We start from the raw sequence: 21693 nt of genomic DNA, 5'->3' as shown, positions 1-21693 counted from the left end.
CCACCGGAAGGAAAGATCCATGGCCAAGCTGTCCCGGCGCCAGGTACTGCTCGCCACCGGCGCGGCCGCCGTCGTCTCCCTGGCGGGTTGCGGCGACGACGCCCCGGACAAGAAGGACCTCGATCGCAACCGCGCCGGCGCGATGGAGAAATACGGTGTCGGGGACCAGTTCAAGGCCACCGCGCCGGTCACGTTCTCGATCCTCTACAACAACCACCCGAACTACCCGCTCAAGCCGGAGTGGCTGTTCTGGACCGAGCTGGCCGGGCGGACGAACGTCAAGCTGGACCCGGTCGCCGTGCCGCTGAGCGACTACGAGCAGAAGCGCAGTGTGCTGGTCGGCTCCGGCGACGCCCCGATGATCATCCCGAAGACCTACCACCCGCAGGAGAACTCGTACGTCTCCTCCGGCGCCATCCTGCCGGTCAGCGACTACCTCGACCTGATGCCGCACTTCAACGACAAGATCGAGAAGTGGAACCTCAAGCCGGAGATGGACACGCTCCGGCAGGAGGACGGCAAGTTCTACCTGCTGCCCGGCCTGCACGAGAAGCCCTGGCAGGACTACACGCTCGCGGTCCGCACCGACGTGCTGGAGCAGTTGAAGATCCCGTCCCCGACCACCTGGGACGAGGTGTACGCCATGCTCAAGGCGATGAAGGCGGCCCACCCGGACGTCATCCCGTTCTCCGACCGGTTCGGCAAGCCCAACCCGGCCGGCAACCTGCTGAACATGCTGGCCCTCGCGCACGGCCTGCCCGGCGCCGGCTGGAACTACCAGCCGACGAGCTGGGACGAAGGGGCCGGGAAGTACGTCTTCACCGGCGCCTCGGACGGCTACCGGCAGGTGGTGGAGTACCTCCACAAGCTGGTCGCCGAAGGGCTGCTCGACCCGGAGACGTTCACCCAGACCGACGACCAGGCCCGGCAGAAGCTCGCCAGCGGCAAGTCCTTCGTGATCAGCACGAACGCACAGACCCTGGTGAACGACTACCGCCCGGACATCGCGAAGATCAACCCGAACGCCCGGCTCGGCAAGATCCTCTTCCCGGTCGGGCCGGCCGGAGCCGTCAACCCGGCGAGCCGGCTGGAGAACGGCGTGATGATCTCCAGCAAGGCGCGCGACGGCAAGAACTTCGTGGCCATGATGCAGTTCGTCGACTGGCTCTGGTACTCCGACGCCGGCCAGGAGTTCGCCAAGTGGGGCGTCGAGGGCACCACGTACACCACTGACGGCTCGGGCAAGCGCAGCCTCGCCCCGGACGTCAACGTCATCGGCCTCAACCCCAAGGGCACCAAGCACCTGCAGAAGGACTTCGGCTTCTACAACGGCGTCTTCGCCTACGGCGGCAAGCTCGACCTGGTGCAGTCGTTCTTCTCGCCCGAGGAGCTGGAGTTCCAGAAGGAGATGAACGCCCGCAAGGCCGCGCCCTGGGTGACTCCGCCGCCTGCGCCGCTCAGCGACTCCGAGCGGGAGCAGACGACGCTGTGGGCGACCGCGCTGAAGGACCACGTCACCCAGAACACGCTGAAGTTCGCCCTCGGCCAGCGGCCGCTGAGTGAGTGGGACGCCTACGTCTCGGAGCTGAAGGGCAAGAACGCGCAGGCCTACATCGACCTGGTCAACAAGGCGTACGACCGGTACCGCAAGAACCACGGATGACGCGGCTCCTCGTCCCCGACCGGCCCGTCGGCCGGCTGTCCGACGCCTGGCGTACCTGCGTCGGCACCGGCCGGTTCGACCTGGCCCTGCGACGCGACTATCAGGACTCACTGGCGCTGGTGCAGCGGGACATCGGTTTCCGGCACATCCGCGGGCACGGGCTGCTCAGCGACGGCGTCGGGGTGCACCGCCCCTACGAATTCCGGGGCGAACGCCGGGTGCGGCACGTCTTCACCTACGTCGACCAGGTCGTCGACGCCTACCTCGCACTGGGCATCCGGCCCTTCGTGGAGCTGGGGTTCATGCCCTCGGCGCTCGCCTCCGGCGACCAGACGGTGTTCTGGTGGCGGGGCAACGTGACGCCGCCCCGGTCGTACACCGAATGGGGTGACCTGGTCCGCGCCACGGTGGCCCACCTGGTCGACAGGTACGGCCTCGACGAGGTGCGCGGCTGGCCGGTCGAGGTGTGGAACGAGCCGAACCTGACGGCGTTCTGGTCCGGCGCCGACCAGGACGCCTACCACCGCCTGTACGAGGTGTCGGCGCACGCCGTCAAGGACGTCGACGCGGCGCTTCAGGTCGGCGGGCCGGCCCTGTCCCCCGGCGCCGACGAGTGGCTCAAGCCGTTCGCCGAGTTCGTCACCGACCGCGACGTGCCTGTCGACTTCGTCAGCCGGCACGCCTACACCTCCGGCCCGGCGCGGCACCTGCCGTTCGGCACCCGGCAGACCCTCGCCCCGGCCGCGGACCTGCTGGAGCAGTTCGCCGCGCCCCGGCGGCACCTGGCCGGCACCGCGCTGGCCGACCTTCCGGTGCACATCACCGAGTTCAACTCCTCCTACCGGCCGGACAACCCGATCCACGACACGGCCTTCCACGCCGCCTACCTCGCTCCGGTGCTGGCCGGCGGCGGGGACCTGGTCGACTCCTTCTCCTACTGGACCTTCAGCGACGTGTTCGAGGAGGAGGGGGTGCCGACCGCGCCGCTGCACGGCGGCTTCGGCCTGCTCACCCACCGGCAGATCAAGAAACCCACCTACCACCTGTACGCGTTCATGGCCCGGCTCGGCGACGAGGTGCTCGCCCGCGGACCGGACCACCTCGTCACCCGGCACCCCGACGGCCGGGTCGCGGTGCTGGCCTGGGCCCCCGTCGACGTCACCGGCCGGGAGCCGGCACCCGAGCGGCACACCCTGTCGCTGTCGGTGCCGATCGGCCCTCCCGGCACCGCGTCGGCGTTCCTGCTCCGCTCGTCGGTGGGCGAGGACGCCGGCAACGCCTTCGCGGCCTGGCGGGAGATGGGCAGCCCGCACTCGCCACGGCCCCGGCAACTCGACGCGTTGCGGGAGGCCGCCGAGCCGGCCCGTACCCATCGGGCAGTGCCGGTCGCGGCCGGGCGGGCCGACCTCGACCTCGTCCTCACCCGGCACGAGGTCACACTCGCCGAGCTGACGCCGGTGGTGGACGAGACGCCGCCGTGGTGGGACGACAGGTTGCTCGACCCGCCCGAGGACCGACGGTGACCGGCGCGACCGGCGGGCTGCGGGAGTTCGGCGACGGGCCGTTGTCGCGGGCCGCCGCGAGGGTCCACACCCTGCTCGTGGTCGAACTGCTGCTCCTGGTGAGCGTGCTGCCCGGCCTGGCCGTGCTCGTGCTGCTCGACCGCGACAGCAGCAACCTCCCGCTGGTCGCCGCCGCCGCGCTGCCGGTCGGTCCGGCCGTCTCGGCCGCGCTGTACACGCTGCGGCACCAGCGCCCCGACCTGACCGATCTCCGGCCCGCCGCCGCGTTCCGCCGGGCCTACCGGGCCAACCTGCCGGGCGTGCTGCGCGTCTGGACGCCGACGCTGCTGTGGCTGGCCGTCATCGCTGTCAACCTGGCGAACCTGCCCGCCGCCGCCGTCCCCGGCTGGTGGGCCGTGCCGCTGGTGGTGGTCGGGGCGGGGGTGGTCCTGGTCGGGGTCAACGCGCTGGTGATCGTCTCCCTGTTCGCCTTCCGCACCCGCGACGTGCTCCGGCTCGCCGTCTACTACGTGGCGCGCAAGCCGGGCGTCACGGCCGGCAACGTCGTGCTGCTGGCCGCCGCCGCCGGCGTCACCGCGGTGTTCTCCGAGGCGGTACTCGCCCTGCTCGCCGCGCTCCTGGTGCTGGCGCTGCTGCGGATCGGCGACCCCATGATCGACGAGATCCGGGCGGAGTTCACCGCATGAGCGTTCCGGTCACCGGCCGGGCGTCCGCCGACGCCGGCGAGTCGGCCTGGCACGCCGCCTGGCTCCCACCAGCGGCGTTCCGCGAACTCGGCTCGCGCGGGGTGCTGGTGCACGGCGACGGCCTGCTGGTCGACACCGTCCTCGACGAGGTGAGCCGGGCCTGCACCCGGTACGGCGGACGGCTCTGGCACGGTCCGCCGTGGCAGGTCGACGCCGACCTGGTGCTGGCCCTGCGCGGCGCCGGCCCGGTGCCGAACGCGGCAGCCGAGACGGCCCGGCTCGGCGCGACACCGGCGGTGAACGGCACCGGTGACGGCTCCCTCGGCGACGAGGGGTACCTGCTGGCGCGGGTGGACGGCGTGACAGTGGTCCTGGCCGACGCGCCGGCCGGCCTGCTGTACGGGATGTTCCACGTGGTCCGGCTCGGCGCGGCGGCCTTCGACGACGACCTCCCGGCGCGGCGGCACCGACCGGCACTGGACCGGCGGATGCTCGACCACTGGGACAACGTGGCCGTACACCCGGTGTCGGGCCAGGTCGAGCGGGGCTACGCCGGCGGCTCCCTGTTCTGGTGCGACGGCGCCGCCCGGCGCGAGCCCGCCCGGCTCCGCGACTACGCCCGCCTGCTCGCCGCCTGCGGCGTCAACGCGATCTGCGTGAACAACGTCAACGTGCACGACACCGAGGCGCGGCTGCTGACCGACCGGCTCGGCGACGTCGCGGAGATCGCCGAGGTGCTCCGCCCGTACGGCATCCGGGTGCATCTGTCGGTGACCTTCGCCGCCCCGGTGGTCCTCGGCGGCCTGTCCACCGCCGATCCGCTGGACGAGCGGGTACGGGCCTGGTGGGCCGCCGCCACCCGGCAGGTCTACCGGCGGATCCCCGACTTCGGCGGTTATCTGGTCAAGGCCGACTCCGAGGGCCGGCCCGGTCCGTTCGCCTACGGGCGCGACCACGCCGACGGCGCGAACCTGCTCGCCGAGGCGCTCGCCCCGCACGGAGGCGTGGTGCGCTGGCGGGCGTTCGTCTACGACCACCACCAGGACTGGCGGGACCGGTCGACCGACCGGGCCCGGGCCGCGCACGACCACTTCGCGCCGCTGGACGGACGGTTCGCCGACAACGTGATCCTCCAGGTGAAGTTCGGCCCGATCGACTTCCAGCCACGCGAACCGGTGTCCCCGGTGCTCGCCGCGATGCCTGCGACCCGGCTGGCGGTGGAGGTGCAGGCGACGCAGGAGTACACCGGCCAGCAGCGGCACGTCTGCTACCTCGCGCCCTGGTGGAGCGAGGTGCTGCGGTTCCGGCCGTGGGGCGAGGCCGGCGGCACGATCGCCGACGTGGCGGCCGGCCGGGCGGGCACCGGCGGCGGCCTGGTCGCCGTGTCCAACGTGGGCGACGACAGGTTCTGGACCGGGCACCCGCTGGCCCAGGCGAACCTGTACGCCTTCGGCCGGCTCGCCTGGGATCCGCTGCTGGATCCCGGCGCGATCCTCGACGAGTGGATCGAGCTGACGTGGCTGCCGGTCAGCACCGGCGATCCGGAAGCGGTGCGGCGGACGATGCACGCGATCATGGACGATTCCTGGCGCACCTACGAGCGCTACACCGCCCCGCTCGGCGTCGGGTTCATGGTGCGGCCCGGTCACCACTACGGCCCGGACGTGGACGGCTACGAGTACACGCCGTGGGGCACGTACCACTTCGCCGACCGTGACGGCGTCGGGGTGGACCGGACCCGGGCGACCGGGACCGGCTTCACCGGCCAGTACCCGCCGCCGTGGGCAGAAGTGTACGAGTCACGCGAGCGCTGCCCCGACGAGCTGCTGCTGTTCTTCCATCACGTCCCGTACCGGCACGTGCTGCGCAGCGGCCGTACCGTGATCCAGCACATCTACGACACGCACTTCGCCGGGGTCGAGGAGGTGGCGGCTATGCGGGAGCGGTGGCGGCTCCTCGCCGGGGCGGTCGACCGGGCCGTCCACGACCGGGTGGCCGAGCGCCTCGACGAACAGTTCCGCAGCGCCGTCGAGTGGCGGGACCAGATCAACACCTACTTCTTCCGCAAGTCCGGGGTGCCGGACGCGCACGGTCGCCGCATCCACTGAACCGGCGCGCTCACCAGAGGTGCACGGTGCCGTCCGCCAGCCGGTTCACCGGCAGGTAGGCCGGCGCGTACGGGTAGCGGGCCGCCGCCTGCTCGTCGATGTCCACCCCGAGCCCCGGAGTCTCGGCCGGATGCAGGTAGCCGCCGTCGTAGTGGTAGCCGTGCGGGAACACCTCGTCCGTCTGCTCGGTGTGCCGCATGTACTCCTGCAGGCCGAAGTTGGGGATGGCGATGTCCAGGTGCAGCGCGGCGGCCATGCAGACCGGGGAGAGGTCGGTGGCGCCGTGCGAGCCGCTGCGGACGTGGTGCAGCGCGGCGAGGTCGAAGATGCGTCGCAGGTGGGTGATCCCACCGGCGTGGACCACAGTGGTGCGGACGTAGTCGATGAGCTGTTCCCGGATGAGCTGGGCGGCGTCCCAGATGCTGCTGAAGACCTCGCCGACCGCGATCGGCGTGGTGGTGTGCGAGCGGATGAGCCGGAAGCCCTCCTGCAGATCCGCCGGGACGGGATCCTCCATCCAGGTCAGCGCGTACGGCTCCAGGCTCTTGCCGAGCCGCGCCGCCTCGATCGGGGTGAGCCTGTGGTGCACGTCGTGCAGCAGGCGGAGGGTGGGGCCGAACTCCTCGCGGACCCGGGCGAACACGCCCGGCACGTGGGCCAGGTAGGCCTCGGTCGACCAGGTCGTCTCGGTCGGCAGCGCGGCGTCGGCGGGCTCGTAGAACATCTTGTCGGCGCTGACGCCGTACGTCCGGGGCAGGCCGGGCACGCCGCACTGCACCCGCACCGCGCGATAGCCGAGGTCGACGAAGCGGGCTACCTCGGTCAGCACCTCGTCGACGGTCTCGCCGTTCGCGTGCCCGTACACGGTCACGCCCTCGCGGGACCGGCCGCCGAGCAGCTGGTAGACCGGCAGCCCGGCGACCTTGCCCTTGATGTCCCACAGCGCGGTGTCCACGGCGGCGACGGCGCTCATCGTGACCGGCCCGCGCCGCCAGTACGACCCCTGGTAGAGGTACTGCCAGGTGTCCTCGATCCGGGCCGGGTCGCGCCCGATCAGCAGCGGCACGACATGGTCCCGCAGGTAGGACGCGACGGCCAGCTCCCGGCCGTTGAGGGTGGCGTCGCCGACGCCGGTGACTCCCTCGTCGGTGACGACCTTCAGCGTCACGAAGTTGCGGCCGGGGCAGGTCACGATCACCCGGGCGTCGACGATCCTCATCCGGTCTCCCCTGCGGTCGGCGCACCGGTCACCACAGGATTATCCATCATCGTCGATCTCATGGGTGCCCCGGCGGCGGCCGGTCAGGCCGGTTCGGGTACGCCCCCGGGCTCCCCGTCGTCGGGCATCGGCTCGACCGGCGCCTCGGGCAGTTCGCCGGGCGTGTCCGGGAGGAGCTCGCCGGGGTCGTCCGGCACGTCCTCACGCGGGTCGATCGGCGGGTACAGCTCGGGATCGAGGTCGGGGTTGGTCATCGGCTCAGTATCCGACGCCGCCGCCGGGACCGCGCGCCGAGCACGCCGGCCCTGCCGCCTCCGTCACGGACTCCCACCGTCGCCGGCCGACGGCGCGGACGACCGGTCCACCGGCTTGCGCCACCACAGCCACACCCCTGCCAGCAGGCACGCCGCGCCCCCGATCGCGACCGCCGACTCGGCCGGTTCGGAGAGGTCGTCGAGGAACGGGAAGGTGTGGGTGGCCGCCATCGCCAGAAGCCCGATCAGCAACAGGAGGCCGGCCGCGATGCGCTGGAGAATCATGCGCTTCATTGGATCATGACCTCGCCACAGCCGGCGGACACGGTGCCGCTCCCGCAGAAGGACGAGGTCCCGGGATGTTGGCCAGCGCGTCTGTCCCGTAAGACAGTGGAAAGAACGGCTCGTCCGACCTCGGCCGCCGGTGGCACGGGGCGCTGACCGGAGCGCCGACCCAGCCGTACGCCGGCCCCGTGGTGGCCGGCCGCGGCCGGGAGCCGGTCATCGGCGGAACGGCCCGGTGACGCAGTAGGTGATGCCGCCGGACGACGAGCCGGTCGTGCCGCGTTGCGAGGAGAAGTACAGCCGGTCCCCCGCCGGGGTGAACGCCGGCCCGGTGATCTCCGAGCCGCTCTGTCCGGTGATCCGCAGGAAGACCGAGATCTTGTCGTCGGGCGTGATCATGCAGATCTCCATGTTGCCGCCGTCCTCGGCGACGTACAGGTCACCTGCAGTGGACCCGGTGATGTTGTCGACCCCGGTCAGCGGAGGGGTGCCCGGACTGACCAGGTTGTCGTCGTAGGCGAGCTCGTACGTGCCGGAAGCCAGGTTGACCTGCCAGACGCGGTTGTCGCCCTTCGTGGTGAACCAGACGGTGTCGTCCGCGTAGTGACAGCCCTCGCCGCCGTTGAACGTCTTCGCGCCGGACACCTGCTGCCGGGTCGGGGTGGGCGAGCCGTCCGGATCGGGCACCGTGGCCCAGGTGAACGTGCCGGAGGTCGCCGTACCGGCGCGGAAGACCTGGAGGGTTCCGGCGGAGAGGTCGCCCCAGGTGGCCGGCACGAACCGGTAGAACTTGCCGTCGGTCTCGTCCTCGGTCAGGTAGACGACCCGGCGGACCGGGTCGGCCGCTGCGGCCTCGTGCTTGAACCGGCCCATCGCGGGACGCGCCACGGCGGTCCCGCCGAGGGGGTACGTCTCGAAGACCCGGCCCAGGGACACCTCCTCGCAGGAGAGCCAGGTGTTCCACGGTGTCTTCCCGCCGGCGCAGTTGTTGTCGGTTCCGGCGAGGATCCGCGACGCCCCGATCACGGCACCGCTGGAGTCGAAGACGAGTCGTGAGGCACCGCCGCCCGCCCCGGCTGACACCTCGGAGTTCGACACGTAGATCCAGCCGGTGCCGTTCGGGAACACGGCGCCACCGTCCGGAGCGTCGTGCCAGGTGTACGACGTCCCCGGCACCGTCCGACGGGACCGCGCGACGATCGAGCTGGTGAAGCCGGCCGGCAATTGGATGCCGTTGGCGTCGGCGGGCTGGAGCCCACCGTAGGGGCCCGCCGCGTTCTGCGCCGGGGCTCCGTACGCGGCCGACCATGCCGTGAACGGCAGGGCGACAGCGCCCGCACCGACAACAGTGGCCCGCAACATCGTTCGACGATCCATGGAACCTCCTCCGTAGGTTCCCCAGATCCGACCGTGCGGAGCTTACGCGCGCCGATCTGTTGGATGAACGTCGATGGACGACTCGGTGTGCGACGTCGTGCTCGCGCCGCTACGGGCGCAGATCCGTCCGCGCCGTCCCGGTCGAGGGGTCGTACGGGTAGGAGAGGTGCTGGTGGGTCATCAGCCAGGCCCCGTCGCGTCGCTGGAAGACCCGGGTGCCCCGGGACCAGCTCTCGATCGACGGACCAAGGTTCGGGCGTACCGAGACGTGGTTGAGGCCCCACGCGACGGCGAGGTCGCCGTCGACCACGATCGTCAGGTCGGGCACGTCCCAGGCGACTGATCCGTCACCCGACGCCGCCAGGCCCGCCGCGCAGATCTCGCGGACCGCGTTCACGCCGACGTGTCGCAGCGGCTGGTCGTGCTCGTACGAGACCACGTCGTCGGCGACGGCCTCCATCAGGGCATCGAGATCCTTGGCCGCGGTGCCGTCGAACCAGCGCCGGTGGAGCCCGCGTACCTCCGCCTCGGCGACGGCCGCGTCCGGAGCCGCCTCGGCGGCGGGATCGGCGAGCGGGAAGGAGTGGTGTTCGTGGGTGACGACCCACCGGCCCTCCCGCCTCCGCAGGCCGAACGTCACCCGCAGGCGGTTCGCCGGACGTGCGGCGAAGTCGGCCGCCGTGCCGCAGCGCACGAGCGCGTACGCGAAGGCCACGTCCTCGCCTGCGACGACGTCCAGCGACTCGACCTCGAACGACGCGCCCTGTGCCTGCCACCTGAAGAAGGGCGGCCAGATCTCCCGGTAGGCGTCCAGCCCGCGTACGCCCTCGTACGGCGGCGGCACGTCGAACATCACCAGGTCCTCGGCATGGTCGGCCAGGACGCCGGCAAGGTTCCCGTCGTGAACCGCGGCGGCCCAGCGCTCGACCAGGGCGCGGATCTGTTCTTCGTTGCTCGGCATGTCGGCTCTGCCCTTCGTGGCTGGTGAAACCCGTCAGGACTACAACCCCGACCGGACCGCGAACTCATCGCGTCCGCGCGAACTTTCCGGCAGCCGATCCGGCAGGTCGAAGGCGGGCAGGCGCGCGTCGAGGAACGAGACGACCTCGGCCACCCGGCGCCCCCGCAGCACGAGCAGGTCCAGCCCCGCCGGCAGGTAGGCGGCAGCCGAGTCGTCCCACAGGTACGTCCCGAAAGCGAGCTGCCCGTTGGCACTCGCCCGCCGGAACCGCCACCTTCGCCCCGCGGTCACCTCAGCCAGGAAACCGCGGATCTGCGCATGGCCCTCGTACCAGATGGTCAGCGGCGGCATCGAGTACCGCGCGTCCTCCGTCAGCATCGCCACGATCGTCTCGACGTCGCCGGACTCCCACGCCTCGGCGTACCGCCTGGCCACCTCCCGCTGCCCCGCGTCGCCCAGGTCGGCGAGGATCCGCTGCTGACTGTCCGGCGGCGTCAGCCCGGCGACGATCCGGCGGGCGCGCTGCATCGCGCTGTTGACCGCAGCGACGGTGGAGACCAGCATCGCGGCGGTCTCCTCGGCGGAGTACCCGAGAACGTCGCGCAGCAGCAGAACGGCACGTTGTCGCGGTGGCAGATGCTGCAACGCGGCGACGAACGCGAGTTCCACGGCCTCCCTCGCGATCACGTGGGCCTCCGGGTCCGGCTGGACGGACGGGGCCGCGAGGCGGTCCGGGTACGGTTCGAGCCAGCTCACCTCGGCCCGGGACACGCCCTGGGCGGTGAGATCGGTGGGCAGTTCACGCCGCCCGCGCGAGTGGAGGAGAGACAGCGACCGGTTGGTGGCGATCCGGTAGAGCCATGACCGGATCGAATGCCCCTCGAACCGGTCGACAGCCCGCCACGCCCGGTCCATAGTGTCCTGAACCGCGTCCTCCGCGTCGTGGAAGGAACCGAGCATCCGGTAGCAGTGCGCACGCAGCTCGTCACGCAGCGGCGCGACCAGGCGGCTGAAGGCCGCGCCGTCGCCCGCACGCGCCGCAGCCAGCAGCGTTGCCGTCAGGTCCTCGCCCGACGGACCGGCCTCCACCGATGGTTCGCCCCGGCTCACCGCCTCAATCTAGTGCCGGACACCGTCCTGCGTGCCTGGTCTCTGCCCCCGGCGAACGCCGGCGGTCGGGGCACGGTCTGTCAAGGGCTGAACCGGGTCCGGGCCGGGCGGAACGGCGCGGCGTTCCGCCCGGCCCGCCGGCTCAGCGTCCGCGCAGCTCGGCCGCGGCGGCGACCAAGTGCTGGAGGGACGCCTCGACCTCGGGATAGCCGCGCGTCTTGAGGCCGCAGTCGGGGTTCACCCACAGCCGCTCGGCCGGCACCGCGGCCACCGCCCGGCGCAGCGCGCCGACGACCTCGTCGTGGGACGGCACCCGGGGTGAGTGGATGTCCCAGACGCCGGGCCCCACACCTCGGCGGTATCCGATCGCAGCGAGGTCGTCGAGGACCTCCATCCGGGAGCGGGACGCCTCGATGCTTGTGACGTCGGCGTCGAGGGCGTCGATGGACGTGATCACCTCCCCGAACTCCGAGTAGCACAGGTGGGTGTGGATCTGGGTGTCGTCGGCGACTCCGCAGGTGGCCAGGCGGAACGCCCCGACTGCCCAGTCCAGGTACGCCTTCTGGTCCGCCCTGCGCAGTGGCAGCGTCTCACGCAGCGCCGGCTCGTCGACCTGGATGACCCGGATACCGACTGCCTCGAGATCACGGCACTCGTCGCGCAGGGCGAGCGCGACCTGGTCCGCGGTGTCTGCCAGTGGCTGGTCGCTGCGGACGAACGACCAGGCCAGGATCGTGACCGGGCCGGTGAGCATGCCCTTGACCGGCCGGTCGGTCAGCGACTGCGCGTAGGTGGACCAGTTGACGGTCATCGGTGCCCTGCGTGCCACGTCGCCGTAGATGACGGGCGGACGCACGCATCGGGAGCCGTAGGACTGGACCCAGCCGTGTTCGGTGGCGGCGAACCCGTCGAGCTGCTCGCCGAAGTACTGGACCATGTCGTTTCGTTCCGGCTCGCCGTGCACGAGCACGTCCAGACCCAGCCGCTCCTGAAGCCGGACGACGTGCTCGACCTCGGCGCGCATTCGCCGGGTGTAGGCGGTGTCGTCGAGGCGGCCGGCTCGATGCTCGGCACGCGCGCGGCGCAGCTCGTCGGTCTGCGGGAACGATCCGATGGTCGTGGTCGGCAAGGGCGGCAGATTCAGCCGGGCCTGCTGTGCCGCCGCTCGCTCCGGGTACGCGCCGCGCCGCCGGTCCCCGGCGCGCAGTGCGGCGAGCCGGCCGCGTACGGTGTCGTCGCGCCATGCGGCGGGGGTGGGCGGCAGCGGCTCGGGCAGGGACGTGGTGCCGTTGCGCAGCGCGCGGCCGAGCCGAACGACCTCATCAACCTTCTGCCGGGCGAAGGCGAGCCGCTGAACCAACGCCGGGTCGAGGGCGGTCTCGGCGGACAGGTCCTCCGGCACGTGCAGCAGCGAGCACGAGGTGGACACGGCGACGTGGTCGGCGAGGGCGGCAACGGCGGCACCAGCCGCAACGGCGGCGCGCAGGTCGGTACGCCAGACGTTGCGGCCGTCGACGAGGCCGGCCACGATCGTCTTGCCGCGCAGCGGTCCCGCACCGGCCAGCCGCCGCAGGTTGCCGGGCCCGGCCACCAGATCCACGCCGACCGCTTCGACCGGCGTGTCGAGCAGGGCGGGCAGCGCGTCACCGAGCTCGCCGAAATAGGTGGCGACGAAGATCGCCGGCCGCTGTTCCACCGCGCCGAGCCGGGTGTACGCCTCCCGCAGCGCGTCGATCTCGGCGGTGCTCCGGTCGGCGACGTAGGCGGGCTCATCCAGCTGCACCCATCGCACGCCCGCCGCGGCGAGGGATCGCAGGATGTCGGCGTACACGTCGACCAGGTCGGTCAACCGGTCGAACGGTTCGCCGCGCGCCTCGGTGGGCTTGGCCAGCAGCAGGAATGTGGCCGGCCCGACCAGCACCGGCCGGCTGTCGATTCCCAGCTCGCGGGCCTCACGGTACTCGCGCAGCGCCTTGTCGGGATTCGCCGCGAAGGCGGTGTCGGAGCCGATCTCGGGAACCAGATAGTGGTAGTTGGTGTCGAACCACTTCGTCAGTTCGAGCGCCGGCTCGGCATCGACGCCCCGGGCCATGGCGAAGTAGGTGCCGAGATCGCCGAGGCCGGGCCGGGCGAACCGGTGCGGGATCGCGCCGACGGCGACGGCCGTGTCCAGCACGTGGTCATAGTAGGAGAACGTGTTGGACGGGATCGCGTCCAGGCGCGCGTCGCGCAGCGTCCGCCAGACCTTCGCCCGTAGCGCGGCAGAGGTCGCCGCCAACTCCTCGGCGTCGATCCGGCCCGCCCAGTAGGCCTCGACGGCCTTCTTGAGTTGCCGGTTGCCCCCGATACGCGGATAGCCCAGCACGGTGCTCTGACCGAATGCGGTACTCATGGAGATCCCTTCCCTCGAAGCACACGAGGCCGATCGGGGCAGGGAGGGAAGAGGTACAGGCGGCGTACCGGCTTCCGCACCGGCCGTCCCGAGCGACCGTCGGCGGCGCACACCGGACGGTGCACGCGGTGCGGGCAGGTCTTCGGACTCGCGGGCGCGACCGGATCCACCCGGTCACCTACTGGCCGTCGCTTCCCAGACCTCACGGTCCAGTGCTTCGATGACGGCTGTCGTTCCCACTCACCGCTGCGGGGCAGTCCCGGACTCACACCGGGTTCCCTCTTACGACGCCACACCCGTCACGGGCACGGCGAACCAGCACCGTTGTTCATCGTATGGGGCGGTGAGCCGACGTGGCCGGCGCGTCCGCCCTGCGGGACGGCAAGCCGTCGCGGCGGGTGGCGGGAGCGACTCGCGGTCGGCCCCCGCCCTCGTCGCAGGGCCGGTCAGCCCTTGCGCCACTTCTGGTTGGCCGTGCCCCCGCAGTCCCAGAGCTGGAGCCTCGCGCCGTCGCCGCCGTTCCAGTCCTTGATGTCGACGCACTTTCCGGCCTGGAGGTTGACCAGGTCTCCGGCCGCGTTCAGGGTGAACTGCTGGGCGCCGGTGCCGTTGCAGGTGTAGAGCTGCACCGCCGCCCCGTTCGCGGTGGAGCCGGCGTCGATGTCCATGCACTTGTTGTTCTGGCTCTTGAGCGCCGTGCCGCTGAACGTCCACTTCTGCGCGCTGGTGTTGTTGCAGTTCCACATCTGCAGCGGCGCGCGGTCGACGAAGTTGGAGCTCGGCACGTCGATGCACTTGTTGTTCCAGTTGCTGACCACTGGCACCCCGGTGGCCGGGGTGCCGCCGCCACCGCCGGTGAACGGGCTGAGGATCAGTCCGGCCGAACGGGGGTCGCCGTCGTGCACCAGCGACTCGAATCCGCCGACGTCGTCGAAGGCGAACGCGTACGCCCGGCCGTCGGTCATGTTGGCGTGGATCAGGCGGGCGTACTGGTTGGTGGGGTTGCTGCGGTAGAAGTCGGCGGCGTTCGTGCTGGGCTGGGTGTCGATGGTCCCGAGTGTGCCGCGGTTGAGGGCGGCGCAGAGCGTACGCGAGATCGGGCCGACCACCTGGTCGTTCGGCGCGGGCAGGTCGCCGTCGCAGCCCCAGACGCTGGCCGAGGAGGGCCGGTTGAAGGAGGCGACGACCTGGCCGCTGCCGTCTGTGAAGGTCATGGTGTTGCCCGAGGTACGGCCGTAGTACCGGATGGCCGGCTGGTCGGCGAAGGGCGCCACGGTCAGGGTCTTCGTGGTGTACGCGTTCCACGCGGACGCGATGTACGAGTCCAGGTACGTGGTGCTGAGCAGGCCGGCCCCGGCCGCCTTGCCCGGAGCCAGGACGCGCAGCACGGTCCCGTCGGAGCGGGTGTGGACGGTGCCGGCCCAGCCCGGCTGCGCCCGGATCCCGTCGATGACCGCGTTGCGTCCGTTGGCCACCACGTCGCCGGTGCGCTTGGTGACGCCGTTGGCGCCGGTCACGGTGACCGCGTGCGGGATCGCGAACATGTCGACCTGGGAGCTGTTGAGCCACAGCCCGGAGTCGTTGTAGGTGAACTCGCTCCAGTCGAACAGGATGTCGCGGTTCGCGTCACCGGCCGCCCAGGGCGCGGGCTGCACCAGTCCGTCCGGGGTGAGGAAGAACGTCAGCTTCTGCCCGAGGGAGAAGTAGGCCCGGCCGGAGAAGCCGCGGGGGAACTGGATCGTGGTGCTGCCGCCGTTGCCGGGGCCCGGTATGGAGACGTCCGGCGCGGGCGACGGCGGGATCTGCCCGCCGGTCCACGGCACGAAGGCACCGCCGGAGGTGACGTAGCCGAGCCGGCCGGAGGACAGCTGGACGCCGATGACGTAGAGGTAGACCGGGTCGCTGCGGCCGGTGGTGTTGGTGACGGTGACCGGTAGCAACGCCGGTCCGACCGCTTGGGCGGGCGTGGCGACGACGGCGCCGGTGAGCCCGGCGAGCAGGGCGGACGCGGCGGCGAGCAGCCTTCTTCGGAGACGCATGGCGACACCTCGCTGGAGACAGGGGGGACGGGAGAGCGCTCTCTCAGCAGGGTCCAATTGTTAATATTGTTTGTCAATAGGTGGTTGGCTATGGATCGGGGCCACGGTGAAGGTCACCGGTTGATTAAGATCCACTCCGGAACAGTCGACTGTGGATTGGGTGGTTCATGAGACGCATGCTTTCGGCGCTGACCGCGCTGGTGACCGTCGCGGCGGGCCTGACTGTCGGCGCCCCCGCCGCCCAAGCGGCCGGCTCCTGCTCGGGGACCATCACCTACAGCCAGGTGCAGTCGTCCGGGCTCGGTGAGCTGGTGATCTACTACAACAGCAGCAACGGCGGCACCAACAGCGCCTGCTTCTACCACCGCGGCGCGGCGTACGGGAAGTCGGCGCCCACCTTCGTGCAGATCTACCGCTGCGCGGAGCGGTCGGGCGAGGGCGCGCACTGCACCCGGTCGGGCGGCGCGGACACCAATTCCGGTGACTTCAGCTATTACGCCGGCCCGGTCGCCGTCACCGGCACGGCGAACTACTGCGTCGAGGCGGTCGGCTACATCGGATGGGCCGGTCAGCGCCACCAGATCTACAGCCGCCGCCAGGGCTGCTGAACCCGCTCCCCTCCCCCCGGCCGGGGCCGGGGGGAGGGGCACGATGAGCGCCGGTTCCCCGGCCGGGCCGGGTCAGACGGCCAGCGCCCGGCGGCACCGGGCGAGTTCCGCTCGCAGATCCCGCCGTAGGGCCCGGTCCAGGCCGGGCTGGGCGAGCGCCTGGGCGAAGTCGCGGGCCGCCTCGTCCCACCGGCCCAGCCGGGCCAGGGCCGTACCCCGGTTGTAGCGCGGCACGGGAGCCTCCGACAGCGCCACCGCCCGGTCCAGGTCGTCGAGCGCGGCGGCCACGTCGCCGCGCTCGAACCGGGCGGCGGCCCGGTTCGTCCACGCCTCCACCAGCTCGGGGTCCCCGCTCAGTGCCCGAGTGAGCAGTTCGTCGGCCTCGGCGGCCCGGCCACGCTCGGCGAGTACCAGGCCCAGGGTGCACAGCAGCGCGGGCTCCTGCGGAGCGCCGGCCAGCCCGGCCCGCGCGCTCGCCTCGGCGGCGTCCAGCGCGCCGCGCTCCACGTGCAGGTTGACCAGGGCGATCCGGGCGTCGAGGTGCCCCGGTTCGATGGCGAGCACCCGCACCAGGTCGGCGCGCGCCCGCTCGGGGCGGCCCCGCTCCTGCTGGAGCGCGGCCCGGTTGTAGTACGCCTCGGGCAGGTGCGGTCCCAGCCGGATGGCGGCGTCGTAGTCCCTGATCGCGGCTCGGGTCCGGCCCGCTGCCCGGTAAAGGGCGGCGCGGTCCACGTAGTACTCGCAGTTGCCGGGGTCCTGAGCGATCACGGTGTCCAGGTCGGCCAGCGCCCGCGCCGGGTCGCCCAGCGCGAGGTACACCTGCGCCCGGTTGTGGCGCAGCCGGGCCAGGTCCTGCGGGCGTTCACCGGGACCGAGCGCGGCCGTCAGCCGGGCCAGCCCGTCGTCCACGAGCCGCAGCGCCCGGTCGGGCCGGCCTGCCCGGCTGTCCAGCAGTGCCAGGCCCTGCTCGTAGAAGACCGTCGACAACAGCCGCTGGCGTGGATCGGCCAGCTCGGCGGCGAGGTACAGCGCCCGCTCCAGCCACTGCCGGGCCAGCGCCGGGTCCTGGTCGGCCGCCGGCAGGTGCCGGGCGTGCAGCATGGCGGTGGCGTACGCCGCCGACATCGTGATCTTCGGATCGTCGGTGGCGGCCCGCGCCTCGTCGTAGAGATCGAGCGCCTCGGCGGCCCGGTTCAGGGCCGCCAGGGCGGTGGCCAGGCCGGTGGTGAACGCCCACCAGTGCCGCAGGTCGCCGTCGGGGGTGACCGCCGCCCGCCCGCGCCGGGCGACCCGGGCCGCGTGGTGGTAGTAGCCGCTGGCCAGGCTGTCGCCCAGGGCCCGCCGCAACGCCTGCGGGGTGCGCTCGTCGGGCGCCGGGCCGGGGGCACCGTCGTCGCGCAGGTCGAGGCGCAGCGGGGAAGGCCCGAGCCGGCGGGCCAGCGCGCCCAGCAGTTCGGCTGTCGTCTCGTCGGCGCCGGCGACGTGATCGAACCGGACGGTCACGGGCCGCCGGCGTGTGCCGGCCCAGGCTGCCACGAGTTCCGCCGCACCGTAGGCCAGGCAGGCGGTACGACGAGCCGGGTGGAAGCGGATCGGCTCCTCCTCGCCGGCCGGCCGGGCCGCCGGATCGAGCCGGGGAACGATCGCGTGCAGTTCGACCGCGTGCCGGGCCGCCAGGCGGGGCCGGTCGGCGGCGACGCGACCGAGGAAGGCCGAGACTCCGGCGTACGGTCCGTGGTCGCGGTGGCAGTCGTAGCGCTCCGCGCCGTCCGTCACCGCAGGGCCCGGCGCCGCAGGGGCGGGCGCCCGGAAGCGCCCGCCGGGCCGGCAGTTACCAGCACCACTCGATCCACAGCCGGCGTGCGCCGGACACCAGACGGAGTGCAGTCGTGCGACGGATGGTCATCATCCTCATAGGAACCTCCGATGTGATGCACCTCAGGGCTGGCCCAGAGCGTAATGCCGGTCGATGGGAATAAGAAGGGTTCTCGCGATTCGCGGCCGGCGGAGCCTGCGCAGGCGTACGACGGTCAGCGCGACAGCATCCGGCGGACCCGGCTGCCCACCGCCTGCTTGACCTGGTCGCGCAGTGGCTGCGCGCGGCGTGCCTTGAGCTTCTGCTGCAACGTCTGGTTCTCGTCCCGCAGCCACTGCATGCGCGCCAGCAGTTCCTCGGCGGTGTAGGCGGAGGCCGGCCGGACCGCCGGCGGGTAGACGGTTCGGCGGACCTGCTCGTCGAAGCGGACCGCGCTGTCCCCGTCGGCGAACGAGAGGCCGAGGTCGTGCTTGGCGAGGAACGCGCTGATCCGCGCGAACCGCTCCTTGTGGCCCTCGTTCAGTGCCGAGTAGTCGGCTTCCTCGTAGAGCTGGGCGGCGTCGACGTCGGCCGGCACGTCGCGCATCAACCGATGCGGGATGTCGAAGTAGCGGGCCAGTTCCAGGGTGCGCGAGTCGTGTGCGAGGAGATAGCCGGGAGTGCCGGAGATCAGCGCCGTGATGGTGCCGTGGATCCTGGTGCCGAAGGCGAAGTCGAATCCGGCGAGATACTCCATCCAGGGCCACGGGTCCATGAACATCCGCACCTTGTCCTCGACGAAGAGCGGATGTGAGGTGTGGATCGGCATGTCGTCGGTCTTGCCGCGCAAGTTCGGTGCGTCGCCGTAGAGCAGGGTGCCCAGGGCGTACAGGCCCTGCGCGATGTAGCGCAGGTTCGGGTAGCGCTGGTGGTGGTGCCGGACGAGCGGGGCCAACGCGCGGACGTAGGGCGAGATGACGAACGCGAGCCGGTCCTCGGTCCTCAGGGCCGCCTTCGCCTTCTCGACCCGGAGGCTGTCGCCGTGCAGGAACATCGACGGGCAGCCGATCTGCTCGACGGCGGAGAAGCCCAGCTTCCGCAGGTAGTTTTCGCTGATCTCGCCGCGTACGCCGATGCTGTGCGACCGGTCCAGCACCGCCCGGCAGAACGCCTTCACCGGCTCGTCGATCGGGCGCAGGGACTCCAGGCCGCCGTCCACGTCGGTCTGCGCCCCGACCCCGAGCACCACCACCGGGATCTTGAGTCGCTCGATCAGCCGGGCCATCGACATCAGCCGGTTCGCGTAGTCGTGGCGGAACGCGTTCGCCAGCGGGATCACGAAGACGTCGTACTTCTCGTTGATCTCGTCGGCATCGCGCGGGTCCGCCCGGAACCGCGACGGGGTGATCTCCGCCGTCGAGGTGGCCAGCAGCTTGTGCGCGGCGTGGCTGAAGACCAGGTTGCCGCTGTTCTTGCCGATCCAGTCCCGCTCGTAGGTCTCCTCGGCGGTGACGACGTCGAACGGGCCCTTGCGGGCTCGCAGCAGGATCCGCTGGTGCATCCGGGGTGTCCACCCTTCGTCCCGGACGCCGCGGCGCCCGGCGAGGCCGAGGCGGCGCGATCGGCCGGGCGCGGCCCCGTTCCGTGCAGGAACAGAGATCCTACGCCTTGACACAGAGAGGTGCCGTCAGCCCCACACTTCCCGGGTCGGGTCAGGCGGCGTGAACCGCTGTGGTGTCCGCTGCGGGCCGGCCGTAGCGGCGACGCAGCCGGGCCTCGGCGCGGGGGTTGCGATTGGCGAGGTTCAGGTCGCCGCCGTAGTGCGCCAGAACCCGTGGGTTCATCACCCGATACCACAGCGGCGGGACGAGAGCGAGCAACACCATCGAGGCGTAGCCTCCGGGCAGTCGCGGCGAGACGTCGAAGCTGCGCAGCGTCTGGTAGCGGCGCAGCGGGTTGGCGTGGTGGTCGCTGTGGCGTTGCAACTGGAAGAGGAACACGTTGGTGACGACGCGGTCACTGTTCCAGCTGTGCCGTGGGTCGACCTTCTCGAAGCGGCCGGTGGCGGTGCGCTGGCGGCACAATCCGTAGTGCTCGAGATAGTTGACCGCTTCCAGCAGCGAGAAGCCGACGATCGCCTGCAGGAACAGGAAGGGCACGAGCCGCCACCCGAACACCGCGATCAGCAGGGCGAAGAGCACGACGGTCATGAGCCCGGCGTTGAGCAGGTGGTTACGCAGCGTCCACGGGCTCTTGTGGCGCAGCCGGAAGCGGCCGGTCTCCAGCCGCCACGCCGAGATGAGGCTGCCGCAGACCGTACGTGGCCAGAACGAGTAGAAGCTCTCCCCCAGCCTGGCGCTGGCCGGGTCCTCCGGTGTGGCGACACGGACATGGTGTCCGCGGTTGTGCTCGACGTAGAAGTGGCCGTACCCGGTGGGCGCGAGTGCGATCTTCGACAACCACCGCTCGACCGTCTCGCGCTTGTGGCCGAGCTCGTGTGCGGTGTTGATGGCCAATCCGTTGACGATCCCGATGGTGGCGACCAGGCCGGCGGCGCCGGCGGCACCGAGACCGCCGCGCGTCCAGACCCATGCGCCGAGCAGCAGTGCGGCGTACTGCACCGGTAGGAACAGGAACGTGATCCAGCGGTAGTAACGGACCTCCTGCAACCGCCGGGCGATGTCGTCGGGCGGGTTCTCTCCGTCGTCACCGAGCAGCACGTCGATGATCGGGATGAGTCCGAAGACCACCGCCGGGGTGAGCCACCAGGCAGCGGGGCCCGCGCCGGCCCGCCACAACGCGTACGCCAGAAACGGCAGCACCGGCACGAGGAGAGCCAGTGGCCACAGGTGCTTCTTGCCGTCACGCCAACCGGCGGCGACTGCTGGAGCATCGGTCGAGGTCTGCATGTCCCGCCTCCGGAGTGTCGAGCGCTGCGTCGACTGTCACACGGATAACCACGCTTGACAATATCTGCCGCTGCGTCAATTCGGTGGACACAGAAGGTGTGTGTGTCCAGTCGATAGACTCGGCGCACCATGGCAGCCCCTCCGCCTTATCGCCACACCGCCCGCCGGCACCTGCGTGACGCGGTCATCACGGCCGGTCGCGACCTGGCGATCGACAGCGGCTGGGACGCGGTACGAATGGCCGACGTGGCAGCCCGCGTGGGCGTGAGCAGGCAGACGCTCTACAACGAGTTCACCAACAAGGCCGGACTGGGCGAAGCCATCGCCCACCGCGAGATCGACCGGTTCATGGACGGTGTGCGGGAGGCGTTGTCCGCCCACGGCAGCGACGTGCGAGCCGCCGTCCATGCCGCGGTCACGTTCGTGTTGACGCAGGCCGGGACCGATCCGCTGGTCAAAGCCGTCCTCAACAGCGCCCGAGGCACCGACGCCCTGCTCCCCTACCTGACCACCCGCGCCGACCTGGCCCTGGCCGCCGCCGTCACGGTGCTGAGGGAGTGGGCGGACACGCACCTGCCCCGGGTGCCGCCCGATGACGTCACCGTCGGTGCCGAATCCCTCGCGCGACTGGTCGTCAGCCACATCGTGCTGCCGACCGCGCCCGTCGACCACACCGCCGACACCCTCGCCGACCTGGCGCAGCGCTTCCTGGACCCGCCGCGCGCATGAACGAGTGCCACAGCTACCCCCGCGCCTCGCACGGT

17 protein-coding genes and 1 riboswitch are annotated in these 21693 nt (G+C 71.5%); of the genes, 6 read left to right on the top strand and 11 right to left on the bottom strand.

The window, feature by feature from the left end; all coding sequences use genetic code 11:
* Positions 1–19: 19 nt before the first annotated feature.
* The 4 genes from IRY44_RS25430 to IRY44_RS25415 are packed head-to-tail and all read left to right on the top strand — an operon-like array spanning position 20 to position 5980.
* Complete coding sequence (locus tag IRY44_RS25430; RefSeq protein WP_194802750.1) at positions 20–1663, top strand: extracellular solute-binding protein; 1644 nt, start codon at positions 20–22, stop codon at positions 1661–1663.
* Positions 1660–3186 carry a xylan 1,4-beta-xylosidase gene (locus IRY44_RS25425; protein ID WP_194802749.1) on the top strand — a complete coding sequence of 509 codons (1527 nt, stop codon included), beginning with the start codon at positions 1660–1662 and terminating at the stop codon, positions 3184–3186. Before IRY44_RS25430 ends, IRY44_RS25425 begins: the two co-directional genes overlap by 4 nt.
* On the top strand, positions 3183–3872 hold the full coding sequence (locus IRY44_RS25420; protein ID WP_194802748.1) for a hypothetical protein: 690 nt from the start codon (positions 3183–3185) through the stop codon (positions 3870–3872). Before IRY44_RS25425 ends, IRY44_RS25420 begins: the two co-directional genes overlap by 4 nt.
* Positions 3869–5980, top strand: coding sequence for an alpha-glucuronidase (locus IRY44_RS25415; protein ID WP_194802747.1), 2112 nt, complete (start codon positions 3869–3871; stop codon positions 5978–5980). Before IRY44_RS25420 ends, IRY44_RS25415 begins: the two co-directional genes overlap by 4 nt.
* A 10-nt stretch (positions 5981–5990) precedes the next feature.
* Here the strand turns inward: IRY44_RS25415 and manD are convergent, their stop codons facing one another.
* The 8 genes from manD to IRY44_RS25375 form a co-directional block, all read right to left on the bottom strand.
* Complete coding sequence (gene manD / locus IRY44_RS25410) at positions 5991–7199, bottom strand: D-mannonate dehydratase ManD (protein ID WP_194802746.1); 1209 nt, start codon at positions 7197–7199, stop codon at positions 5991–5993.
* A gap of 83 nt (positions 7200–7282) precedes the next feature.
* Positions 7283–7453 carry a hypothetical protein gene (locus IRY44_RS25405; RefSeq protein WP_184686617.1) on the bottom strand — a complete coding sequence of 57 codons (171 nt, stop codon included), beginning with the start codon at positions 7451–7453 and terminating at the stop codon, positions 7283–7285.
* Positions 7454–7516: 63 nt separating this feature from the next.
* Positions 7517–7747: a hypothetical protein gene (locus IRY44_RS25400; protein ID WP_194802745.1), complete on the bottom strand. Its 231-nt coding sequence runs from the start codon at positions 7745–7747 to the stop codon at positions 7517–7519.
* A 207-nt stretch (positions 7748–7954) separates the two neighbouring features.
* Positions 7955–9115, bottom strand: a complete 1161-nt coding sequence (locus tag IRY44_RS25395; protein ID WP_194802744.1) for an alkaline phosphatase PhoX — start codon at positions 9113–9115, stop codon at positions 7955–7957.
* 109 nt (positions 9116–9224) lie between these two features.
* Positions 9225–10076, bottom strand: coding sequence for a nuclear transport factor 2 family protein (locus IRY44_RS25390; protein ID WP_194802743.1), 852 nt, complete (start codon positions 10074–10076; stop codon positions 9225–9227).
* 39 nt (positions 10077–10115) lie between these two features.
* Positions 10116–11138, bottom strand: coding sequence for a sigma-70 family RNA polymerase sigma factor (locus tag IRY44_RS25385; RefSeq protein WP_370585015.1), 1023 nt, complete (start codon positions 11136–11138; stop codon positions 10116–10118).
* A gap of 190 nt (positions 11139–11328) precedes the next feature.
* Positions 11329–13578: a 5-methyltetrahydropteroyltriglutamate--homocysteine S-methyltransferase gene (metE, locus tag IRY44_RS25380; RefSeq protein WP_194802742.1), complete on the bottom strand. Its 2250-nt coding sequence runs from the start codon at positions 13576–13578 to the stop codon at positions 11329–11331.
* Between the two features lie 115 nt (positions 13579–13693).
* A riboswitch (cobalamin riboswitch) is annotated at positions 13694–13913 on the bottom strand.
* A gap of 111 nt (positions 13914–14024) precedes the next feature.
* The gene (locus IRY44_RS25375; RefSeq protein WP_194802741.1) at positions 14025–15617 is read right to left on the bottom strand and encodes a beta-1,3-glucanase family protein; all 1593 of its coding nucleotides are present in this window, start codon (positions 15615–15617) and stop codon (positions 14025–14027) included.
* 167 nt (positions 15618–15784) lie between these two features.
* Between IRY44_RS25375 and IRY44_RS25370 the strand changes: the two genes are divergently transcribed.
* Positions 15785–16225, top strand: a complete 441-nt coding sequence (locus IRY44_RS25370; protein ID WP_194802740.1) for a hypothetical protein — start codon at positions 15785–15787, stop codon at positions 16223–16225.
* Between the two features lie 72 nt (positions 16226–16297).
* Here IRY44_RS25370 and IRY44_RS31385 read toward each other — a convergent pair whose 3' ends face one another.
* From IRY44_RS31385 to IRY44_RS25355, 3 genes are all read right to left on the bottom strand, one after another.
* Positions 16298–18001 (bottom strand): tetratricopeptide repeat protein, encoded by a 1704-nt coding sequence (locus tag IRY44_RS31385; protein WP_194802739.1) that lies wholly within the window; start codon positions 17999–18001, stop codon positions 16298–16300.
* Between the two features lie 254 nt (positions 18002–18255).
* Entirely contained in the window at positions 18256–19581 is a 1326-nt protein-coding gene (locus IRY44_RS25360) for a polysaccharide pyruvyl transferase family protein (RefSeq protein ID WP_194802738.1), read from the bottom strand.
* 151 nt (positions 19582–19732) lie between these two features.
* Positions 19733–20929 (bottom strand): alkane 1-monooxygenase, encoded by a 1197-nt coding sequence (locus IRY44_RS25355; RefSeq protein WP_194802737.1) that lies wholly within the window; start codon positions 20927–20929, stop codon positions 19733–19735.
* A 129-nt stretch (positions 20930–21058) separates the two neighbouring features.
* Between IRY44_RS25355 and IRY44_RS25350 the strand changes: the two genes are divergently transcribed.
* Complete coding sequence (locus IRY44_RS25350; protein ID WP_194802736.1) at positions 21059–21658, top strand: TetR/AcrR family transcriptional regulator; 600 nt, start codon at positions 21059–21061, stop codon at positions 21656–21658.
* Positions 21659–21693 lie beyond the last annotated feature (35 nt).

Origin of the sequence: Micromonospora sp. ANENR4 (genome assembly GCF_015354395.1) — a bacterium.
Lineage (GTDB): Bacteria > Actinomycetota > Actinomycetes > Mycobacteriales > Micromonosporaceae > Micromonospora > Micromonospora aurantiaca.
Note: the sequence above shows the minus strand (reverse complement) of the source record. Positions and strands in the feature narration are given on the sequence as shown.

What these genes read in the sequence shown, in the direction of transcription:
- IRY44_RS25390 (WP_194802743.1), bottom strand. Translation starts at nt 10,076, where the DNA reads ATGCCGAGCAACGAAGAACAGATCCGCGCCCTGGTCGAGCGCTGGGCC.
- IRY44_RS25395 (WP_194802744.1), bottom strand. Translation starts at nt 9,115, where the DNA reads ATGGATCGTCGAACGATGTTGCGGGCCACTGTTGTCGGTGCGGGCGCT.
- IRY44_RS25350 (WP_194802736.1), top strand. Translation starts at nt 21,059, where the DNA reads ATGGCAGCCCCTCCGCCTTATCGCCACACCGCCCGCCGGCACCTGCGT.
- IRY44_RS25425 (WP_194802749.1), top strand. Translation starts at nt 1,660, where the DNA reads ATGACGCGGCTCCTCGTCCCCGACCGGCCCGTCGGCCGGCTGTCCGAC.
- IRY44_RS25360 (WP_194802738.1), bottom strand. Translation starts at nt 19,581, where the DNA reads ATGCACCAGCGGATCCTGCTGCGAGCCCGCAAGGGCCCGTTCGACGTC.
- IRY44_RS25415 (WP_194802747.1), top strand. Translation starts at nt 3,869, where the DNA reads ATGAGCGTTCCGGTCACCGGCCGGGCGTCCGCCGACGCCGGCGAGTCG.
- IRY44_RS25355 (WP_194802737.1), bottom strand. Translation starts at nt 20,929, where the DNA reads ATGCAGACCTCGACCGATGCTCCAGCAGTCGCCGCCGGTTGGCGTGAC.
- metE (WP_194802742.1), bottom strand. Translation starts at nt 13,578, where the DNA reads ATGAGTACCGCATTCGGTCAGAGCACCGTGCTGGGCTATCCGCGTATC.
- IRY44_RS25400 (WP_194802745.1), bottom strand. Translation starts at nt 7,747, where the DNA reads ATGAAGCGCATGATTCTCCAGCGCATCGCGGCCGGCCTCCTGTTGCTG.
- IRY44_RS25430 (WP_194802750.1), top strand. Translation starts at nt 20, where the DNA reads ATGGCCAAGCTGTCCCGGCGCCAGGTACTGCTCGCCACCGGCGCGGCC.
- manD (WP_194802746.1), bottom strand. Translation starts at nt 7,199, where the DNA reads ATGAGGATCGTCGACGCCCGGGTGATCGTGACCTGCCCCGGCCGCAAC.
- IRY44_RS25405 (WP_184686617.1), bottom strand. Translation starts at nt 7,453, where the DNA reads ATGACCAACCCCGACCTCGATCCCGAGCTGTACCCGCCGATCGACCCG.
- IRY44_RS25370 (WP_194802740.1), top strand. Translation starts at nt 15,785, where the DNA reads ATGAGACGCATGCTTTCGGCGCTGACCGCGCTGGTGACCGTCGCGGCG.
- IRY44_RS25375 (WP_194802741.1), bottom strand. Translation starts at nt 15,617, where the DNA reads ATGCGTCTCCGAAGAAGGCTGCTCGCCGCCGCGTCCGCCCTGCTCGCC.